Below are 17,736 nucleotides of genomic sequence, written 5' to 3'. Positions count from 1 at the left end.
CATGTCCCCGACACAGACAGCCCACCTCATGGACGGCACCGGCCCCGCCCGGCGCCTCGTCGAGGAGTCCGCGGGCAGAGCGGCGGAGCTGGTGAGGCGCACGGGCTCGGCGCCCTGCCTCGCGACCGTACTGGTGGGCGAGGATCCCGCCTCCGTCACGTACGTCCGTATGAAGCAGGCCCGCTGCGCCAAGGCCGGTATCGAGTCGCGGCGCGTCCAGCTCCCCGCCGAGACGACGACCTCGGAGCTGGTCGCCACGCTCCGCGAGCTGTCGCAGGACGCGTCGGTGCACGGGATCCTGCTCCAGCATCCCGTGGGCCCGCACATCGACGAACGCGCGGCGTTCGAGGCCATCGCCCCGGAGAAGGACGTCGACGGCGTCACCATGACCTCGTTCGGCGCGATGGCCTTCGGGCTGCCCGGGTTCGTCTCCTGCACACCGGGCGGAATCATGCGGCTCCTCGACGAGTACGACGTCGAGGTCGCGGGGCGGCATGCCGTCGTCGTGGGCCGGAGCGCGATCCTCGGCAAGCCGGCCGGGATGCTTCTGCTCGCCCGGGACGCCACGGTGACGTACTGCCACTCCCGCACGGCCGACCTGAGCGCGTACGTGAGGGAGGCGGACATCGTGGTGGCGGCCGTGGGCCGGCCCCGGCTCATCCGCGGCGAGGACATCAAGCCCGGCGCGGTCGTCATCGACGCGGGCTACAACGCGGGCAACGTCGGCGACGTCGACTTCGACACCGCGGCCGAGCGGGCTCGCCTGATCACTCCCGTCCCCGGCGGGGTGGGCCCCATGACCATCGCCGTCCTCCTGGCCCAGACGGTCACCGCCGCGTATCACCAGCTCGGCGCGGACCTCGATCGCGCGCTCGTCTGACAGGACCGCGCCGATCGCGCATCCGGGATCCCTGGTCGGTGGCGGCGTCGAGAAGTCCGGCGGCCGCCACCTCGAGGGAGGCGCGCGGCAGCGGTTCGCACTCCAGCGGTGCGCACACCTCGAAGCCGAGGTGCCGTACGGCCGTCTCGCCCGACGGCAGCAGGTGGAGATACTCGGGCCCGTCGGGTTCCTCGCGGCCCAGGAGGAACTCGACGGTCAGCCGTGTGCCGGCGGCGATCCGCGGGGATCCGGCCTGCGGTTCACGGTCGATCAGGGTGAACTCCCGCTCGTACGGGCCCGTCGGCGGCGCCGTAAGGAGCCACCGGGCGAACTCGGCGGCCCGTGGCGCGCCGTGTCCCAGCGGCAGGCGCCCGAGGAAGTACGCGTCGAACCACCAACCGCCTTCCGCATCGCCGTCGAAGGCGATCCACAGGTCCTCGGCGGGGCGGCCCGCATAGGGGGACCCACGCCATGCGAGGCGAAAGAGCGGACCCGTCCCGGGAGGCTCCTCAACTCCGTACGTCATCCAGCGATCTCCCTCATCCTCCGATGCTCAGGCGACCCAGTGCGGCCGTCGCGCGGTGGACGCCGACGGGAGACCGGAGGCGAGCGCGGTCGCCATGCGGTGGACGGCTTCGCGCAAGGTGTCCGCCGGGGTCGTGTACGGGATGCGCATCCGCTGCTCGAAGATGCCGGGGTCGGTGGCGAAGCAGGCGCCGCTCTCGATCCGGACGCCGTTGTCGAGGGCTCGTTCGGACAGCGCGGTGGCCACCGGTTCACCCAGGTCGACCCACAACGACAGCCCACCGGGCGGCAGTTGCCAGGTCCAGTGCGGCATGTGCTCCGTCAGCGCGGAGACCAACGCGGCGCGCTGCAACCGTAGTTGTTCGAGCCGGGGCGCCAGAAGCCCGTCGCCCCGGTCCAGGAGGGCGAGGGCCAGGAGTTGGTCGACGACCGAACCGCCCATGTCGGTGGCCACGCGCTGGCCCGCGAGTTCGGTGACGAGCCGTGCGGGCGCGCGCAGCCAGCCGATGCGCAGGCCGCCCCAGTGGGTCTTGCTCATCGAGCCGATGCTGATGACCTGGCCGGTGCCGCCCTTCGCGGCGTGGGAGGCGAACGGAGGCGGCGGGGGGACGTCGAGCGCGAGGTCGGCCAGTGTCTCGTCGATGACCAGCCAGGTACCGGAACGCTCCGCCGCGCGCAGGAGGCGCGCCCGCTGAGACAGCCGGTCGGGTTGTGGAAGTCGGGGATGAGGTAGGCCAGTTGGGGCACGGCCTGACGGAGGCTCGATTCGGTGATCTCGATGTCCCAGCCGGTATCGGTCACGGGGACGGACACGGTACGCAGCCGGGCTCGACGCAGCGCCTCAAGGGCGTTCGGGTAGGACGGGTTCTCGACCATGACCCGGTCGCCGGGGCTGCTCAGCAGTCCCAGGACGAGGGTCAGCGCGTGCTGTGCGCCGGATGTCACCAGGATCTGTTCGGGCAGGGTGGCGAGACCCCGTCGCGTGTAGCGCTCGGCGACGGCGGCGCGCAGGTCGGGCAGGCCGTAGGGGTGGTAGCCAGGGGTGTGTGCCTGCTGGGCGAGTTGCGGGGTGATGTGCACGAGGGCGTCGACGAGTGCCTGCTGCGGGAGACCGGGGGACGCTCTGGCCAGGTCGATCGCGGTGTCCTGGGGGCCGAGGAGGCGGGTGATGCCACTGGGGGCGCGGCCTTCGGGCAGGGCGGTCCACGTGCCCGATCCCTGGCGGCTGTGTGCGTAGCCGCTCTCGCGCAGCAGGTCGTACACGGCGGTGACGGTGGTTCTGCTGGTGTCGAGGGCGGCGGCCAGTTCGCGCTCGGCGGGGAGTCTGACGTGCAGGGCGATACGCCCGTCCAGGATGAGCGCGCTGATCGCCTGCGCGAGGTGGCGGTAGGCGGGTCTCGTACCGGCGGTGTCGGGCAGCATCGCGGCGAGCCGGCGGCTGCCCAGGGTCCGGTCCGCGCGGCCCACCCTGTCCACCGGCAGGAAGGCGTTCGCGTCAGTCAAACCATTCTCCCGAGATTGGCCATGTCATCCGGGCCAATCACTCTACAGAGTTGCCGCAATGGCCTTGAAGGCCCACGACACCCACGGTGGAGGCAGGCACATATGCGGCAGGAAACGGACACGAGGGCCCGGTCCGAGCAGAGGGCGCCGGGCGACGAAGGGACCGGGCGCCCCCGCCCCACTCCCCCACTCACCTACGTCCGCTTCGGCGAACACCCACTCCGCCGTCTGCCCCAGTTGTTCATCGGCCTCGCCCTGTACGGATTCAGCATGGCCGTCATGGTCCGCGCCGGGCTGGGCCTGAGTCCCTGGAGCGTTCTCAACCAAGGTCTGGAGAAGCACACTTCGCTGAGCTTCGGCACACTGACCGCGATCGTGGGTGCGTCCGTCCTGTTGCTGTGGATCCCTCTGCGGCAGCGGCCGACGTTCGGGACCGCCGCGAACATCGTCGTCATCGCCTTCTCGTCCGACCTCGGGCTCGCGCTCGTTCCCGAGGGCCTGGCCCTTCCCGAACGCGTGGGGCTCCTCCTCGCCGGGACATTCGCCAATGCGCTGTCCGTCGCCGTCTACGTGGGCGCACGGTTCGGGCCGGGGCCCCGGGACGGGCTGATGACCGGTGCGTCCGCCCTGACGGGACGTTCCATCCGCGTCGTGCGCACGTTCATCGAGGTCTCCGTGCTCGCCATCGGGTGGCTGCTCGGCGGCGGCGTGGGGCTCGGCACCGTGCTGTACGCCCTGACCGTCGGGCCCATCACCCAGTTCTTCCTGCCCCGGTTCGCCTACACGAGCCCGACCAGGACCGCACACGCAGGCCCGCATGTCACCGGCTCCCGCACCTCTTCGTAGAGTCTGTGCGGTGAACCTTCACCACGTACCCGATCCACACCTGCCGATGCTGAACGTCCCTCAGGCCGAGCGCCTGCGGAGCCTGACGGCCGCTCACTTCCTCACCCGTCACGGCACGCAGATGACCGTGACGGGGGACGCGGTCCGTCTGGAGGGCAGGCTCAGCCCGCTGTCGAACCTCGCGCAGCGGTGCCGTCAGTCCGCCGAGGACGACTGGCCGCGGATCGTGGAGCAGCACTTCGTCGCCCTGGAGAACTCCTCCCAGGGAGGCGAGAGCGCCACGGAGCTCCTGGGGCGGACGTGCTGGCGGCTGCTGCCCGACGACGCCTTCGAAGGCGACACGGCCGACGGCTTCCGCTATGCGCGGCCGGTGGCCGAGGGGCTGCTCGCGGCCCTCGCGCTGGACGCACCCACTTCCGTACGGATCCTCGACGACCGGGACGTGGCGCGTGTCGGTGCCGAGCAGCTGTGGGCGGCGGGCCGCGCGCACCTGATCCGCGAGCCGGTCGAGCACAGCGAATTCCGCGGCCCGCAGGGCGCGTTGATGCACTCCGTGTACGGCGACTCCTTCTTCGTCTCCAGCAAGGCACTCGTACTCCCCGATCTGGTGAGGGAGTTGACCGGCCGGGAGCTGCCGGAGGCCGGGGCGCTCGTCGTGATGCCGACCAGGCATCTGCTGGCGTTCCACCCGATCGTGGACGGCAGCGTGGTGGACGCCGTCAACGATCTGGGTTCCTACGCCATCGGCGCCTACGAGGACGGGCCGGGCGCGCTCTCACCGCGGCTGTACTGGTGGCATCAGGGGCGGCTTGTCTCGCTGACGGCCTTCGACCACGAGAAGCGGTCGTTCTCCGTGGTGCCGCCGCAGGAGTTGATGGACCTGATGAGGTCCCTGCGCGGCCAGGACTCCGCCGGGGCCGCGCCGGAACCGACCCCACCCACGCAGACGGCCGATGAACTCGCCCTCACAACAACCCAGTTGACAGCGCGACTGCCTCAGTCCCCCGCGGTTTTCGGCGAGGCGTTCGCGGCCTCGCTCGCCCTGAGCCACGTGCGCTGCGCGTCCGACCCCGACGGGGGCGCGCTAGAGACCTGGGAGGCGTGGGTCGGCGCCATGCAGGTCGGCTCGGCGCTGTTCGCCACCACGACCTCCCGCGAGAGCAGCGTCGCCTGCCGGATCGGGCACGACGTCGTGACGCTTCCGGTCACCGGCCCCGCCCCGTACGCGGACGGCCGCGCCTGGCTCAACGCCTTCTATCTCGCCGTCGTCTGCCGTGAGCGGGACCGCACGGCCCGGTTGTGCCACGTACCGCTGGACGACCTGCGTCGGGCCGCGCCCATGGACGAGTACGTCTTCCACTGGATCGACACGCTCCAGACGTACTGGTTGCAGCGCCCCATGGACGATGTGGTCCAGAAGCTGCTCGCCACCATGAACACCTCCCACCCCGACGTGGCGACCCGTACGCCCGCGGACTTCCTGAACCTGGTCGACTACCAGCCCGTCGCGCTCTTCCACCGTCTCGTGACGGGCGACCGCGAGGCTTTCGCGGAAGCGCTCACGGAGGCGCTGGCCCATCACGAGCGCTACTGGAGCGACTCGACGGGGCCGCACAGCCGGGTGGCCCTCGGCCCGCTCGCGCTGGCGTGTCTCGCCTTCGACTCGGAGTTCCCGGTCGACAGCAAGTCGCCGTATCTGCCCACGTGTCTCCTCAACCGGGCCTGGTACGGCGAGTTCGACACGTGAGAGCGGGCTCCGGGAGCGGCTACGGCTACCGCCGGGCGGCCTCGCGACGGTAGAAGTCGAACTGCGTCACGCCGTCGTATCCGTAGCTCTCGGGGTGCAGTTCGTGCAGCGCGACTCCGCAACGGGCCAGCGGACCAAGGGTCTTGGCGAGCAGTTCGCCCGCCTCCGCGATGAACGCGGCCTTCTCCGCGGCGCTGTTCGTGCCGACGGTGACGGTGGCCTCGACATGGGCGTCGAGGCCACCGGTCAGCGGCCTGCCGTCCACGTAGTAGCGGTCGGCCGGCACCAGGTCGACGTGCACGATGGTCCTGGCGCCGGACTTGCGCAGCGCCGACACGGCCAGGCCCGTGAGGCCCTCGGCGAGGGTGCGCCGGACGTCGGCGGGAAGTGCGGTGTCGGTGACGGTGACGCGGATGAAAGGCATGGCTTCTCCTGAGCAGGTGCCGGGGGTGCGTCCGCCGGAGGTGGCGGCACGGACCCAGCGTCACCGACCTGGCACCATTGATCCAACGCATACGTGTCATAGGTATATGAGGCCCACGCATGACCGTGAACCTTTCCCAGCTGAGGGCGTTCCTCGCCGTCGTCGAGGCGGGCGGATTCAGCGCGGCGGCGGCCGAACTCGGTCTGAGCCAGTCGGCGGTGTCGCACGCGGTCGCGTCCCTGGAACGCGAGTTGACCGCTCCGCTGCTGGTCCGCGCCACTCCGGTGCGGACCACGGCGCTCGGCGAGCGGGTCGTGCCGCACGCCCGGACCGCGGTAATTGCGGCCCGGTCCGTGGAGCAACTCGCGGCGGACGCGGCCACCATGTCGGGCACGGTGTGCCTCGCCGCCACACCCACGGTCTGCCAGGGTCTGGTACCCGGCCTGCTGCGACACTGGGGCGAGGACCAGCCCCGCGTCACGGTCAGGGTCTTCGAGGGGGACAGTGCCGAGATCGGCGCCTGGCTGGAGAACGGGACGGCCGATGCCGCCATCCTGATCGACCCTCCCCCCGGCCCGGGCATCCAGCTCACCGCGGACAGCTACCGCGCCGTACTGCCCCTGGACCATCCCCTCGCCGGCGAGCCGGTCGTCGACATCCGTGACCTGGAGGACGATCCCTTCCTGATCTCGCCCAACGGCTGCGAGGACCGCATCCGGACGATCCACCGTCTCGCCGGGCTGCGGTTCACCCCCACGCACCGGGTACGGGATCTGGCGACCCTGATCAGCATGGTGCAGGCCGGTATCGGCGTGACCGTCCTGTCGGAGGTGTCCCGTTCCCTCATCCCGCCCGACCTGGCGCTGCTGCCGCTGCGCCCCCAGACCTCCCGGCGCCTCGTGCTCACCGGCCCCCGGGCCCGCCCCTGGCACCCGGCCGTCCGCACCTTGGCGGACTCCGCCCTGGACCATCTCGCCGCGGCCGGTGCCCTGTCGGACGCACACGCGGGCTGAAGAATTCCGTCGAAGCCACGGACGATGTTGCCTACTGTGGCGGCATGACCCACGGGAAGACCTCATACGTGTGCCTGCCCTGCCGGGTCTCGTACAAGCAGCCCTACGACCGGGACAGGGAGCGGATCTGTCCGCGCTGTGCCGAGCCGATGATCCACGCGGGCTCGGCCTTCGCCGCGCCGCGCCGCCGCGACACCGCCGCATGGCGGGCGCTCTCGGTCCTGCTGCACGCGGGCGTGGGTTTCCACAAGAGCTGCTGCGGAGGCCCGGGGTTCCGGCCCCGCGGTCTGCGTGAGGTGCGCGCGCGCCTTGCGTACGCCGAGCGGTCCGGCGAGCCCGTCTCCCGCGCGCTCAAGCGGTACGACGTGCCGTAGATCTGCGGGCCCGGTCGGCGCCGACGGAGGCCGACGTGGCGAGCGGCGTTGCCGCTGAGCGCGGCGGCCACGGCGCCGACGGTGAGCCAGTGACGCCCTGACCGGCCGTGCGCTTGCTTATTGGTCGCGCACTCAATAACATCCCGGGTATGCCGCCCAGCGTCCAGCACAAGCGAATTCGGAAGACGCCGGCCGCCCGACGCGCGGAGATCGTCGACGCGGCCGCCGCGGTCGCCCTCGCCGAAGGCCTCGAGTGCGTCACGCTGCGGCGGATCGGCGAGGAGCTCGGCGTCCGCCCCGGACTGATCAGCCACTACTTCCCCTCGGCGGACGACCTCGTCGCGGAGGCCTTCGGCAGCGCCTCCAGCGCCGAGCTCGACAGCCTCCTGCCCGCCGAGCGCGCCCAGGGGACGCCCGCGCTGCATCTGGGATGGTTCTTCGCCCGCGCGACGGGCACGTCCTACGACAACATCAGCCGCCTGTGGATCAACGCACGCCACCTCAGCCGCTACCGGCCCGTCCTGTGCGACCGGGTCGCCGAGCAGGAGGCGGCCTGGCGCGAGCGGCTCACCGGCCTGATCCGGCAGGGCGTCGACCGAGGCGAATTCCGCACGGAGGAACCACATGTGACGACCATTCAGATCCTGGTCGTGCTCGACGGCCTCGGCGCGCACGCCAACACCGACACCGGCAACCGCCCCGCCGCAGTGTCGCGCATGGCCGCCACGACGGCGGAACGCGAACTCGGCCTTCCGCACGGGGCGCTCACCCGGCCCGACGCGCCGCTCACGTCGTCACCCACCGGCTAGGGTCCCGCTCCCCGGCCACCACCCACCGGCCGGGACCCCGCGCCCGGCCACCCCCACCCGCCCATCAAGGAGCCGCTGTGCCCACCCCTCTCGTCCTGCTCTCCGCCCGCCTGCTCGACCCGGTCACCGGCGCGTTCCTGCCGCAGACGGCCCTCGCCGTGTCCGGCGGCCGGATCTCCGCCCTGGGCGACGACCACGGCATACGTGAGCGCGTGGACGCTTCGACCACGGTGATCGACCTCAAGGGCGCCGTGGTGACCCCGGGCCTGGTCGACGGGCATCTCCACCCCGTCTCGGGCGCCGAGTTGACGGGCGGCCTCGACCTGTCGGGCTGCGCCGACGTGGAGGACGTGCGCGCGGCGCTCGCAGCCGAGGTGCGGAATCTGGCGCCGGGGGCGTGGCTGCACGGCTGGGGGCTCGACCCGAACGTCTTCGGCGACCGGCCCGTCGGGATCGCCCCCTTCGACTCCGTCCTCGACGGCGTACCGGCCCTTCTGCTGCTGTTCGACGCCCACTCCATGCTGGCCAGCAGGCGCGCGCTGGAACTGGCCGGCGTGGACGGCCCGCGGACCTTCGACCAGGCCTCCGCCGAAGTGGTCTGCGACGCGCAGGGCCGTCCCACCGGCCTGCTCCAGGAGGACGCCGCCTGCGAGCTCGTGGAACGGGTCGCCCCGCAGCCGACGCGGGAGGAGCGCCGCGACCGGCTCGCCGCCACGCTGCGCGCCATGGCCGCCTCGGGGCTCACCGGCGGTCACGTCATGGACGCGAACGGCGACAGCCTCGCCCTGTTCTCCGAGCTCGACACTGCGGGTGAGCTCGCGCTCCGCCTGCGGGTCGCGCCGTGGTGCCAGCCCGGCACCGACGCCGAAGGCGTACGCGCGCTCATCGAGCAGCAGGGCGCCGGCGGCGCGCTGTGGCGCACGGACGGCGTCAAGATCTTCATGGACGGCACCATCGACAACGGCACGGCCTGGCTGGAGCGCCCGGACTGCCACGGCGAGTCCACCCACGCCTTCTGGCCGGACCCCGAGGTCTACACGCGGATCATCGGCGAGCTGCATCGCGCCGGAGTGCCCACCGCCACCCATGCGATCGGCGACGCCGCCGTACGCCATGTCCTCGACGCCGTCGAGAAGGCGCAGGCCACCGGCGGGCGCGGCGCGCGCCACCGGGTCGAGCACATCGAGACCGTGCCCGACGACACCCTGGGCCGGTTCGCCGAGCTCGGCGTCATCGCGTCCATGCAGCCCACCCACTGCTGCGACTTCACCCGGGCCGACCACACCGACAACTGGTCGCGCCGCCTCGGTGAGGAGCGCGCGGCGCGCGCCTGGCGCTGCCGCGATCTGCAGGACTCGGGCGCCACCGTGGTCCTCGGCTCCGACTGGCCGATCGCCCCGTACCCGCCGCTGGGCGTCATGGCCGGCGCGCGCCACCGCCGCCCGAGCCGCGACCTCACCCAGGACCCGCACGGACCCGAGCAGGCGCTCACGCCGCTGGAGGCGCTCCAGGGTCTGACCGTCAACGCGGCCTACGCGGCGGGCGAGGAGCACGAGGCCGGGCGGATCGCCGCGGGTTGTCGCGCCGACCTCACCGTTCTCGCCGACAACCCGCTCACCACGGCCGCCACCGCGCTGCCGGACCTGCCGGTGCTGCTCACCGTCCTGGACGGCCGCCCCACGCACCGCGACGTGAGCCTGTAGTCGTCCGCTGGTACGCGGAGCCGCTCACACCGGCTCCGCGTACCAGCGGCGGTGGACGAACGGCTCCACCACGAGCACCCCCACCGCCGCGACCGCCGCCACCGAGGCCGCCGGAAGCGAACCCCACGCGGCCGCGACCGCCCCGGCGAGCACCACCAGCGGGCGCACCAGGGTCAGCGGCCCGAGGCCGACGACCACGGCGAGGGTGCCGGCCCGGAACGGGCCCCACAGGTAGCAGACCAGGCTCAGTGCGACGATCACCGCGTACGGCGCGTAGCACAGGAGCATCCGGTGGGCGGCGGCGTCGAGTTCGGCGTAGCGCGCGCCCCGGTCCGCCGCGGCGACGAGCAGCGTCACGGCGAGGGCCGCGCTCAGCAGCAGCGCAGGGGCGCCGACCGCAAGACCGCGGCGGGCCGCGAGCAGCGCCCGCTTCGACTTACGAATGCGTCCGTCCCGCCCGGTGTAGGCACGGAACCCGGCGAACGCCGCGTCGACGAGCGCCAGAGCGGCGAGCAGGAGGGCGTTCACGCGGCGCCCTCCCCCGCCGAAGCCCCCTGGCGCGTCCCGCCCACGGTGTCCGCACGCCCGACCAGGCGGCCCGACGGTCCGGGTCCCAGCTCGGCCCGCAGCGGCGGCAACAGGTCCGGGCGTACGCCGATGACGGGGCGCAGCGTGGTGCAGAACGGGTTGCTGCGGCCCCGTGGTTCGTACACGAGCGGGGTCAGGCCGTCGGCGTGGGCGGCGGCCGCCAGCAGTGTCTCGTCGTCGTGGGCGCGGCGGGCCGACATCACGCCGTCGTGGCGGCCCAGCGGATCGCGCATCCGCGCCCGGTGGAAGACCCACGCGCCGATCGGGGCGAGACCGGTGGCGGCGATGTCGAAGTGGCAGAACGCGGCGGTGCCCGGCGTGGCCTGGGCGGCGAAGAAGGCGTCGAGGTCATCGCCCCGGAAGTGGTGCAGGACGCCCGTCGACACGTACACGGTGGCGGGCTCGTCGAGGGCGAACGCGTCGCCCCGGACGAAACGGCAGGGCAGTCCCTCCGCGCGGGCGAGCCGCCCCGCCTCGGTGACCAGGGCCGCGTTGAAGTCCACGCCCACCAGGTCGACATCCGGGCCGAGGGCGCCGGACGCGGCCAGCCACCGCACGAGGTAGCCGAGGCCGCAGCCGACGTCGACCACCCGCAGCGGGCCGTCGGTGTGCCCGGCGGCACGGATCACGGCGAGCAGCGGACGCAGGAGTTCGGCGATGCGGTCGCCGAGGCGCAGTTCCTCGCTGAGCCGCTGGAGCTCGGTGTGGACGGCGACGAGCCGGCGGTCCACGGCGAGCGGATCGAGGTTCCCGTCGTCGTCGCACGCCAGCCCGGCGGCGATACGGGCGCCACCGCGGTCACCCGCGGCGACGAGCCGCGCGACGACGTCGGCGCCCCGCACCGGCAGGCGTTCGCGCGTGCCGGGGTCGTGGTCCACGACCAGATCGGATATCTCGATGAGCTGCACAGGGAGAAGGTACGCGGCTGGGGAGGCCGTCGGCGCCGCGCCCCGGGAGGCGGGATCCGGGAGGCGCTGCCGGCGGCCCGGTGCGGTGTTCGCGCGTGTGGTCCCGCCGTTCGGCCGCCGCGGTGGCAAGGTCGGTCCGTGGGGATGCGGTCGTGGTCCGGGGCGGCGTCCCCGGGCATGCGGCCCGATCCCGACAACGTGCGCCACCGGGCTGTCTGGAAAGGAGATCCGCTGATGAACGACGCGACCATGCTCGCCGCCGGGGTCGACGAGTTCGGGCCCGCCTCCGCTCTCACCGTGTCACGCCGTCCCGTTCCCGAGCCGGGTCCCGGGGAGATCAGCATCGACGTCGCGTACGCGGGCGTCGGGTTCGTCGACACGCTGCTGCGCTCCGGGGCGTTCCCGCTGTGGACGCCGATGGTCCCCGGGATCGAGGTCACCGGCCGGGTGCGCGCGGTGGGCCGCGATGTCCAGGGATTCACGGTCGGCCGGAGCGTCGCCGCGCTGCTCAACGACTTCGGGCGCGGACAGCGCGCCGGCGGCTACGCGCAGGTCGCCGTCGCGCACCACACGATGGCCGCTCCGGTGCCGGACGGCGTCGACCTGCGCCGCGTCACCGCCGTCATCGTCAACGGCGTCACCGCGTGGGTGGCCCTGCACGACGTCGCCCGGCTCGACGCCCGGGACCGGGTCCTCGTCCTCGGGGTGACCGGTGGCCTGGGCGCCACCACGGCGCGGATGGCGGCGCTCTTCCCGGCCCGGCAGGTGATCGGGGTCGTCGGCCGCGACCCGGACCGAGCGCCGGGCGAGTGCACGGACGTGGTGGTCGCGGACGCGCTGGCCGACGGTCTCGACCGGCTCACGCCGGACGGTTCGGTGGACGTCGTCATCGACCCGGTGGGCGGCCCCGCGCGCGCCACCGCGTTCCAGCGTCTCGCCCCTTTCGGACGCCACGTCGTCCTCGGCAACGCCAGCCGCGACGACCGGCCCTTCTCCGGTGACGAGACCTGGCTGGCGACGCGCACCGTGTCCGGCCTGAGCATCGGCGGCGTCGCCCATCTGCGCCCGGCGACCTGCACCGAGGCGCTCACCGCCGTCATCTCCCTGGTGGCCCGCGGCATCCTGGACGAGCCACTGCCGACGGTCGATCCGCTGGAGAACGCCGGCAAGGTGCACGAGGCCCTGGAGAACCGGACGGCCCCGGCGAAGACAGTGCTGTCCGTGGCCGATTGAACACCTGCCCGCACCACGGCCGGACGGCCCCGCCCGCCCTCCGACGGACGGGGCCATCACGCTCGTGGCTACCGCGAAGTCACCTGCTCGGACACCGCACCCGGTACCGGCGCGTAGCCGGTCGCCCGGCTGGTGAACGTGCCCCGGCCCTGGGTCCGGCCGCGCAACTGGGACGCGTAGCCGAAGAGTTCGGCCAGCGGCACCGTCGCCGTGACGACCGCGGTGCCCGCGCGCATCGCGGAGGCGGAGATCCGGCCGCGTCGCGCCGCGAGGTCCCCGAGCACCCCGCCCACGGCGTCCTCGGGCACGGTGGCCGTGACCTCGACGACCGGTTCGAGGAGCGCCATGACACTCGCCCGGAAGGCCGCCCTGAGCGCGAAACGGCCCGCCGTACGGAACGCCATCGGCGAGGAGTCCTTGGGGTGCGTGGACCCGTCGGTGAGCGTGACCTGCACCCCTGTGACCCGATGGCCTCCGAGGGGGCCCTCGCTCAGGGCGTCCCTGCACCCGGCCTCCACGGCCTGGACGTAGTCCCGCGGCAGCCGTCCGCCGATGACGACCGACCGGAACACGAAGTCCGCCGCCCGGCCCGTACCGTCCTGCGCCACCGGCAGCGGCCGTACGTCGATGACGACGTGCGCGAACTGGCCTGCTCCTCCCTCCTGTTTGACATGCCGGTACACCAGACCGGACACCCCGCGCGCGACCGTCTCCCGGTAGGCCACCTGCGGCCTGCCGACGCCGACCTGCAGTCCGTGGGTCCGGCGGATCTTCTCCACCGCCACCTCCAGATGCAGTTCGCCCATGCCCGAAAGGACCGTCTGGCCGCTCTCGCGGTCGGACCTGACGACGAGCGAGGGGTCCTCCTCGACGAGCCGTGCCAGCGCGGACACCAGCCGGGCGCTGTCGGCGTTCCTGTGTGCCTCGACCGCTACGGAGACGACCGGTTCGGCCACCGTGGGCGGTTCGAGGACGACAGGCGCGTCGGGTGCGCACAGGGTCGCGCCGCTGCGGGCGGCCTTCACTCCGGCCACCGCGACGATGTCGCCGGCCACCGCGCGGTCCACCTCGGTGTGCCGGTCGGCCTGGACGCGCAGGATCCGGCCGATCCGCTCCGTACGCCGTGCGCCCGCATCCCACACCGCCTCTCCCCTGTGAACCGTTCCCGAGTACACCCGCAGATAGGTCAGACGCCCACGAGGAGTCGCCTGCACCTTGAACACCAGCGCGGCCAGCGGTGCCGCCGGATCGCAGGCCCGCACCTGCTCGTCGTCACCGACGGCGCCGCGCACCGCGGGCACGTCGAGCGGTGAAGGCAGGTACGCGACGACCGCGTCCAGGAGCGGCTCGACACCGCGGTTGCGGTACGCCGATCCGCACAGCACGACGACGCCCTCACCGCTGCGCGTCAGATCCCGCAGCGCCTCTGCCAGCGTCCCGGCGGACAGAGCCGATCCGTCGCAGAACTCCTCCAGCGCGCCGGGATGCAGTTGCGCCACCGTCTCCTCGAGGAGCCGCCTGCGCCGCCGCGTCTCCTCGCGCAGCTCTTCCGGAACGGGCCCCTCCTCGTACGTGTCGCCGCCCTCGCGCCAGGTGAGGAGACGCATGCGGATCAGGTCGACGACGCCGGTGAACGCGTCCTCGCGGCCGACCGGCAGCTGGACCACCATCGGGACCGTGTCGAGGCGACGGCGCATCGACTCGACCGCCGTGTCGAGGTCGGCACCGGCGCGGTCGAGCTTGTTCACGAAGGCGATGCGCGGCACGCCGTGGCGGTCGGCCTGCCGCCAGACCGACTCGCTCTGCGGCTCGACGCCCGCGACGGCGTCGAACACCGCGACGGCGCCGTCCAGCACGCGCAGGGAGCGCTCGACCTCGTCGGCGAAGTCGACATGGCCCGGGGTGTCGATCAGGTTGATCCGGTGCCCGTCCCAGGCGCAGCTGACGGCCGCGGCGGAGATGGTGATGCCCCGTTCGCGTTCCTGGACGTCGAAGTCGGTGACGGTGGTGCCGTCGTGGACCTCGCCGCGTTTGTGGGTGGCGCCGGTGATGTAGAGGATTCGTTCGGTGACGGTGGTCTTGCCGGCGTCGACGTGGGCGAGGATGCCCACATTGCGGACGGCGGTCAGAGGGTCGGTGTCATGACGGTGCAGGTCGGTACGCACGCCTGTGGCCTTTCAGGTGGTTCCACACAGAGGCAGCGCGATTGCCGGACGGACGGCGCAACCGGCCCCGCCGAAGGGTCGGTTCGGGGTCGTGCGGACACGTGAGGTGTCAGATGTTCGTCACGGGGGTCCGGTACCGGCCGCGCAGCCGGTGCCGGGCGCACCGAGACACCAGGATCACCTCGAACCGTGACCGGGGAACGACGACAGCGGTGCGGTGACGCACGGCCCGGCTCCCCTCACTTGTCACGGCGCGCGCTGCGACGAAGGGCAGCGGCGTGAACACGTGGCGAGTGTAGGGAACCGGGCCCGTGCCGGGCACCCGATTAAAGGCGGCCGCAGGCTCGTCGCTCAGGGATGCATCCGCGCCCCCTTGAGGACCTTGTCGACGGCGCCCCGCGCGCCGTACACGGCCATGCCGACCAGGTCCAGGCGGTCGGTGGGCACGGCCCGGACCGCGGCTCGGTTGTCCCGGTCGTTGCCCGTGCCGAACAGCTCCGCCGTGAACACGGCCGTCGGCAGCGAGCGCGACACGGCACGTGCGTGCGCCGTGGCCAGAGTCTTCTCCGACCCCTCGAAGACCAGCACCGGCTGGCGGAACATCGGCAGGTACACAGTGGCGTCGGCGTCCTCGTACGGGGCTCCGACCACCTCGGGGGCCGTCGTACCGAGCCCGCTGACCAGGAAAGCGGTCACGTTGAGCCGCTGCCAGGGCTCCAGGTCGTCGCGCAGCAGGACGGCGATCTTGGTGTCGAAACGGACCGGCGCGGGGCCGGAGTGGTCGTCCGCGGCGGTCGGCGCCGGGCTCGCAACGTCGGTGGGGGTCTCGTCCATCGTTCTCATGCTTCGAGACTGCGCTGTCCGGGCCGGTCCGGTCTTGTACGTTCCTTGCATGGTGCCCCGGCCGGAGATCTCCGCTTGGCGCCCGCAGGTCGCGGGTGTCGTGGAGGTGTTCCACGCCCACTTCACCGAACACGCGTACCCCATGCACGTCCACGACGCGTGGACGCTGCTGATCGTCGACGACGGCGCGGTCCGCTATCACCTGGACCGCCACGAGCGCGGCACACCGAACGACACCGTCAGTCTGCTTCCGCCGCGCGTGCCGCACAACGGGTCGCCCGCCACCGCGCACGGCTTCCGCAAGCGCGTCCTCTACCTCGACATGACGCAGCTCGACGAGACCTTCATCGGAGCGGCGGTGGACGGACCCGACCTCACCGACCCCGTCCTGCGCACCCGCGTCGGCCAGCTCCACAGCGCCCTCGCCCACCCCGGCGACGAGTTCGAGGCGCAGAGCCGCCTCGCGCTGATCGGCGAACGGCTGCGCACCCACCTGCGCCCCGGGGTCCCCGACACCGAGCGGCCCGGCCGCGGCGTCGCCCACGACCTGCGGGACCTCCTGGACGCACGGCTCCTGGACGGCATCGCCCTGGACGAGGCGTCGCGTCTCGTCCACGCCCACCCGACCCATCTCGTACGCGCCTTCAGCGGCGCCTTCGGCATCCCGCCGCACCAGTACGTGATGTCCCGCCGTGTCGATCTGGCGCGCCGCCTGCTCCTCGGCGGGCAGCCGCCGGGCGAGGTCGCGACCGCCGCCGGGTTCTACGACCAGTCGCACCTCACCCGGCACTTCAAGCGGGTCCTCGGCACCACTCCGGGCCGCTACGCCCGCACCGCTCCCTGAGCACTTCGGGTGCTTTTAGCGGGTGTTGTACCCGTTCGCGGAACCACTTCCCCCTACCGTCGTTGCACGGATGCCGCCGGGCGCCGAGGCCGGGCCGCGAGAAGACCCTGGGAGTGTGCGTGAAGGTTGTCTGTGTCGGTGGAGGACCCGCCACCCTGTACTTCTCCATCCTGCTGAAGCTTCAGGCCCCTTCGCACGACGTCACCGTCTTCGAGCGGAACCCGGCCGGCTCCACCTACGGCTGGGGCGTCACCTACTGGCCGGACATGCTGGAACGGCTCAGGCGCCACGACCCGCACTCCGCGTCCGCGATCAGCGACGCGTCGCTGCGCTGGCGTGACGGGGTCGCCCACGTCGGGGAGCGCACCACGACCCACGAGGGGGACGAGGGCTTCGCCATCGGCCGGCACAAGCTCCTCGACATCCTCGCCCGCCGCGCGGAGTCCCTCGGCGTCGGCATCGAGTACGGCCGCGAGATCCCGGACCGCGAACAGCTGCCCGAGGCCGACCTGATCGTGGCCGGTGACGGCGCCAACAGCACGATGCGCGACCGCCATGCCGACCGCTTCGGCACGCACACCACCCTGGGCAGCAACCCCTACCTCTGGCTCGGCACGACCAAGGTGTTCCGCTCCTTCACGTTCGCCTTCGTACAGACGGCGCACGGCTGGATCTGGTGTTACGCGTACGGGTACAGCGACGAGCACAGCACCTGCGTCGTCGAGTGCTCCAGGGCGACCTGGCGCGGCCTCGAACTCGACCGCCTGCCCCAGCCGGAGGCCCTGCGCCGCCTGGAGGGAATCTTCGCGTCACTCCTCGACGGCCACTCGCTCGTCGGCCGCAGCGACCTCGGCGGCCCGGCCCCCTGGCAGACCTTCCGCACCCTGACCAATCGGACGTGGTCGCACGGCAATCTGGTGCTGCTCGGCGACGCCGCGCACACCACGCACTACTCCATCGGCGCGGGCACGACGCTCGCGATGCAGGACGCGATGGTCCTGGCGAGCTCCCTGGCCGGGGCGAAGACCATCCAGCCCGCGCTCAGCCACTACGAGCACACCCGCAAGAGCGAGCTGCTGTCCGTCCAGAGCGCGGCCCGGCACAGCGCGCAGTGGTACGAGAACCTCCCCCGCTACATCCAGCTCCCGCCGGCCCACATGTTCGCCCTGCTCGGCCAGCGGCACTCCCCGCTGCTCCCCCACATCCCGCCCCAGCTCTACTACCGGATCGACCGGGCCGCCGACCAGTTGCAGTCGCTGCGCAGACTCAAGCAGTGGCTGGGCCCGCGCCTCGCCCGCACCCTCCAGCACCGCAACTCCGCGCGCGGATAG

General features: G+C 72.5%; 18 protein-coding genes. 10 read left to right on the top strand and 8 right to left on the bottom strand.

What is annotated here, in order from left to right; all coding sequences use genetic code 11:
- Position 1 precedes the first annotated feature (1 nt).
- On the top strand, positions 2–880 hold the full coding sequence (locus LGI35_RS40280) for a bifunctional 5,10-methylenetetrahydrofolate dehydrogenase/5,10-methenyltetrahydrofolate cyclohydrolase (protein ID WP_227299373.1): 879 nt from the start codon (positions 2–4) through the stop codon (positions 878–880).
- Here the strand turns inward: LGI35_RS40280 and LGI35_RS40275 are convergent.
- Genes LGI35_RS40275 through LGI35_RS46225 form a run of 3 tightly spaced genes read right to left on the bottom strand, consistent with a single transcriptional unit; the run spans position 828 to position 2,908 of the window.
- The gene (locus LGI35_RS40275; RefSeq protein ID WP_227299372.1) at positions 828–1,406 is read right to left on the bottom strand and encodes a hypothetical protein; all 579 of its coding nucleotides are present in this window, start codon (positions 1,404–1,406) and stop codon (positions 828–830) included. The genes LGI35_RS40280 and LGI35_RS40275 overlap by 53 nt on opposite strands.
- Positions 1,407–1,433: 27 nt before the next feature.
- Positions 1,434–2,036: an aminotransferase class I/II-fold pyridoxal phosphate-dependent enzyme gene (locus LGI35_RS46230; RefSeq protein WP_264484734.1), complete on the bottom strand. Its 603-nt coding sequence runs from the start codon at positions 2,034–2,036 to the stop codon at positions 1,434–1,436.
- Positions 1,940–2,908, bottom strand: a complete 969-nt coding sequence (locus LGI35_RS46225) for an aminotransferase-like domain-containing protein (protein WP_264484704.1) — start codon at positions 2,906–2,908, stop codon at positions 1,940–1,942. The genes LGI35_RS46230 and LGI35_RS46225 overlap by 97 nt, the downstream gene beginning before the upstream one ends.
- 102 nt (positions 2,909–3,010) lie before the next feature.
- On the opposite strand from LGI35_RS46225, the gene yczE reads away from it, so the two are divergent.
- Entirely contained in the window at positions 3,011–3,754 is a 744-nt protein-coding gene (gene yczE / locus LGI35_RS40265) for a membrane protein YczE (RefSeq protein ID WP_227299371.1), read from the top strand.
- Between the two features lie 10 nt (positions 3,755–3,764).
- The gene (locus tag LGI35_RS40260) at positions 3,765–5,501 is read left to right on the top strand and encodes an immunity 49 family protein (RefSeq protein ID WP_227299370.1); all 1,737 of its coding nucleotides are present in this window, start codon (positions 3,765–3,767) and stop codon (positions 5,499–5,501) included.
- A gap of 25 nt (positions 5,502–5,526) precedes the next feature.
- Here the strand turns inward: LGI35_RS40260 and LGI35_RS40255 are convergent, their stop codons facing one another.
- Positions 5,527–5,925: a tautomerase family protein gene (locus LGI35_RS40255; protein WP_227299369.1), complete on the bottom strand. Its 399-nt coding sequence runs from the start codon at positions 5,923–5,925 to the stop codon at positions 5,527–5,529.
- 119 nt (positions 5,926–6,044) lie between these two features.
- Between LGI35_RS40255 and LGI35_RS40250 the strand changes: the two genes are divergently transcribed.
- The 4 genes from LGI35_RS40250 (at position 6,045) to LGI35_RS40235 (ending at position 9,824) form a co-directional block, all read left to right on the top strand.
- Complete coding sequence (locus tag LGI35_RS40250; protein ID WP_227299368.1) at positions 6,045–6,938, top strand: LysR family transcriptional regulator; 894 nt, start codon at positions 6,045–6,047, stop codon at positions 6,936–6,938.
- 44 nt (positions 6,939–6,982) lie between these two features.
- A complete protein-coding gene (locus LGI35_RS40245) occupies positions 6,983–7,312 on the top strand; it encodes a deoxyxylulose-5-phosphate synthase (RefSeq protein ID WP_227299367.1) in 330 nt (109 codons plus the stop codon).
- A gap of 149 nt (positions 7,313–7,461) precedes the next feature.
- Positions 7,462–8,121, top strand: coding sequence for a TetR/AcrR family transcriptional regulator (locus LGI35_RS40240; protein ID WP_227299366.1), 660 nt, complete (start codon positions 7,462–7,464; stop codon positions 8,119–8,121).
- 77 nt (positions 8,122–8,198) lie between these two features.
- Entirely contained in the window at positions 8,199–9,824 is a 1,626-nt protein-coding gene (locus tag LGI35_RS40235; RefSeq protein ID WP_227299365.1) for an amidohydrolase, read from the top strand.
- A gap of 24 nt (positions 9,825–9,848) precedes the next feature.
- On the opposite strand, the gene LGI35_RS40230 is transcribed toward LGI35_RS40235, so the two are convergent.
- Together LGI35_RS40230 and LGI35_RS40225 are read right to left on the bottom strand one after the other, a co-directional pair.
- Entirely contained in the window at positions 9,849–10,352 is a 504-nt protein-coding gene (locus LGI35_RS40230; RefSeq protein WP_227299364.1) for a hypothetical protein, read from the bottom strand.
- A complete protein-coding gene (locus LGI35_RS40225) occupies positions 10,349–11,320 on the bottom strand; it encodes a class I SAM-dependent methyltransferase (RefSeq protein ID WP_227299363.1) in 972 nt (323 codons plus the stop codon). Before LGI35_RS40225 ends, LGI35_RS40230 begins: the two co-directional genes overlap by 4 nt.
- A 234-nt stretch (positions 11,321–11,554) precedes the next feature.
- Between LGI35_RS40225 and LGI35_RS40220 the strand changes: the two genes are divergently transcribed.
- A complete protein-coding gene (locus LGI35_RS40220) occupies positions 11,555–12,553 on the top strand; it encodes a quinone oxidoreductase family protein (RefSeq protein WP_227299362.1) in 999 nt (332 codons plus the stop codon).
- 68 nt (positions 12,554–12,621) lie between these two features.
- Here the strand turns inward: LGI35_RS40220 and fusA are convergent, their stop codons facing one another.
- Both fusA and LGI35_RS40210 read right to left on the bottom strand, forming a co-directional pair.
- On the bottom strand, positions 12,622–14,718 hold the full coding sequence (fusA, locus tag LGI35_RS40215) for an elongation factor G (RefSeq protein WP_227299361.1): 2,097 nt from the start codon (positions 14,716–14,718) through the stop codon (positions 12,622–12,624).
- A 351-nt stretch (positions 14,719–15,069) separates the two neighbouring features.
- Positions 15,070–15,552: a DUF2000 domain-containing protein gene (locus LGI35_RS40210; RefSeq protein ID WP_227300720.1), complete on the bottom strand. Its 483-nt coding sequence runs from the start codon at positions 15,550–15,552 to the stop codon at positions 15,070–15,072.
- A gap of 58 nt (positions 15,553–15,610) precedes the next feature.
- Between LGI35_RS40210 and LGI35_RS40205 the strand changes: the two genes are divergently transcribed.
- Both LGI35_RS40205 and LGI35_RS40200 read left to right on the top strand, forming a co-directional pair.
- Complete coding sequence (locus LGI35_RS40205; protein ID WP_227299360.1) at positions 15,611–16,405, top strand: helix-turn-helix transcriptional regulator; 795 nt, start codon at positions 15,611–15,613, stop codon at positions 16,403–16,405.
- A 119-nt stretch (positions 16,406–16,524) separates the two neighbouring features.
- Positions 16,525–17,736 (top strand): FAD-dependent monooxygenase, encoded by a 1,212-nt coding sequence (locus LGI35_RS40200; protein ID WP_227299359.1) that lies wholly within the window; start codon positions 16,525–16,527, stop codon positions 17,734–17,736.

This window comes from Streptomyces longhuiensis (genome assembly GCF_020616555.1).
In the GTDB taxonomy this organism is placed as follows: Bacteria; Actinomycetota; Actinomycetes; order Streptomycetales; family Streptomycetaceae; genus Streptomyces; species Streptomyces longhuiensis.
This window is presented reverse-complemented; position numbering and strand designations above follow the sequence as displayed.

Excerpts from the sequence above, each read along its gene's own strand:
- LGI35_RS40210 (WP_227300720.1), bottom strand. The coding sequence starts at position 15,552 with ATGGACGAGACCCCCACCGACGTTGCGAGCCCGGCGCCGACCGCCGCG.
- LGI35_RS40205 (WP_227299360.1), top strand. The coding sequence starts at position 15,611 with ATGGTGCCCCGGCCGGAGATCTCCGCTTGGCGCCCGCAGGTCGCGGGT.
- LGI35_RS40275 (WP_227299372.1), bottom strand. The coding sequence starts at position 1,406 with ATGACGTACGGAGTTGAGGAGCCTCCCGGGACGGGTCCGCTCTTTCGC.
- yczE (WP_227299371.1), top strand. The coding sequence starts at position 3,011 with ATGCGGCAGGAAACGGACACGAGGGCCCGGTCCGAGCAGAGGGCGCCG.
- LGI35_RS40240 (WP_227299366.1), top strand. The coding sequence starts at position 7,462 with ATGCCGCCCAGCGTCCAGCACAAGCGAATTCGGAAGACGCCGGCCGCC.
- LGI35_RS40245 (WP_227299367.1), top strand. The coding sequence starts at position 6,983 with ATGACCCACGGGAAGACCTCATACGTGTGCCTGCCCTGCCGGGTCTCG.
- LGI35_RS40255 (WP_227299369.1), bottom strand. The coding sequence starts at position 5,925 with ATGCCTTTCATCCGCGTCACCGTCACCGACACCGCACTTCCCGCCGAC.
- LGI35_RS40250 (WP_227299368.1), top strand. The coding sequence starts at position 6,045 with ATGACCGTGAACCTTTCCCAGCTGAGGGCGTTCCTCGCCGTCGTCGAG.
- LGI35_RS40280 (WP_227299373.1), top strand. The coding sequence starts at position 2 with ATGTCCCCGACACAGACAGCCCACCTCATGGACGGCACCGGCCCCGCC.
- LGI35_RS40220 (WP_227299362.1), top strand. The coding sequence starts at position 11,555 with ATGAACGACGCGACCATGCTCGCCGCCGGGGTCGACGAGTTCGGGCCC.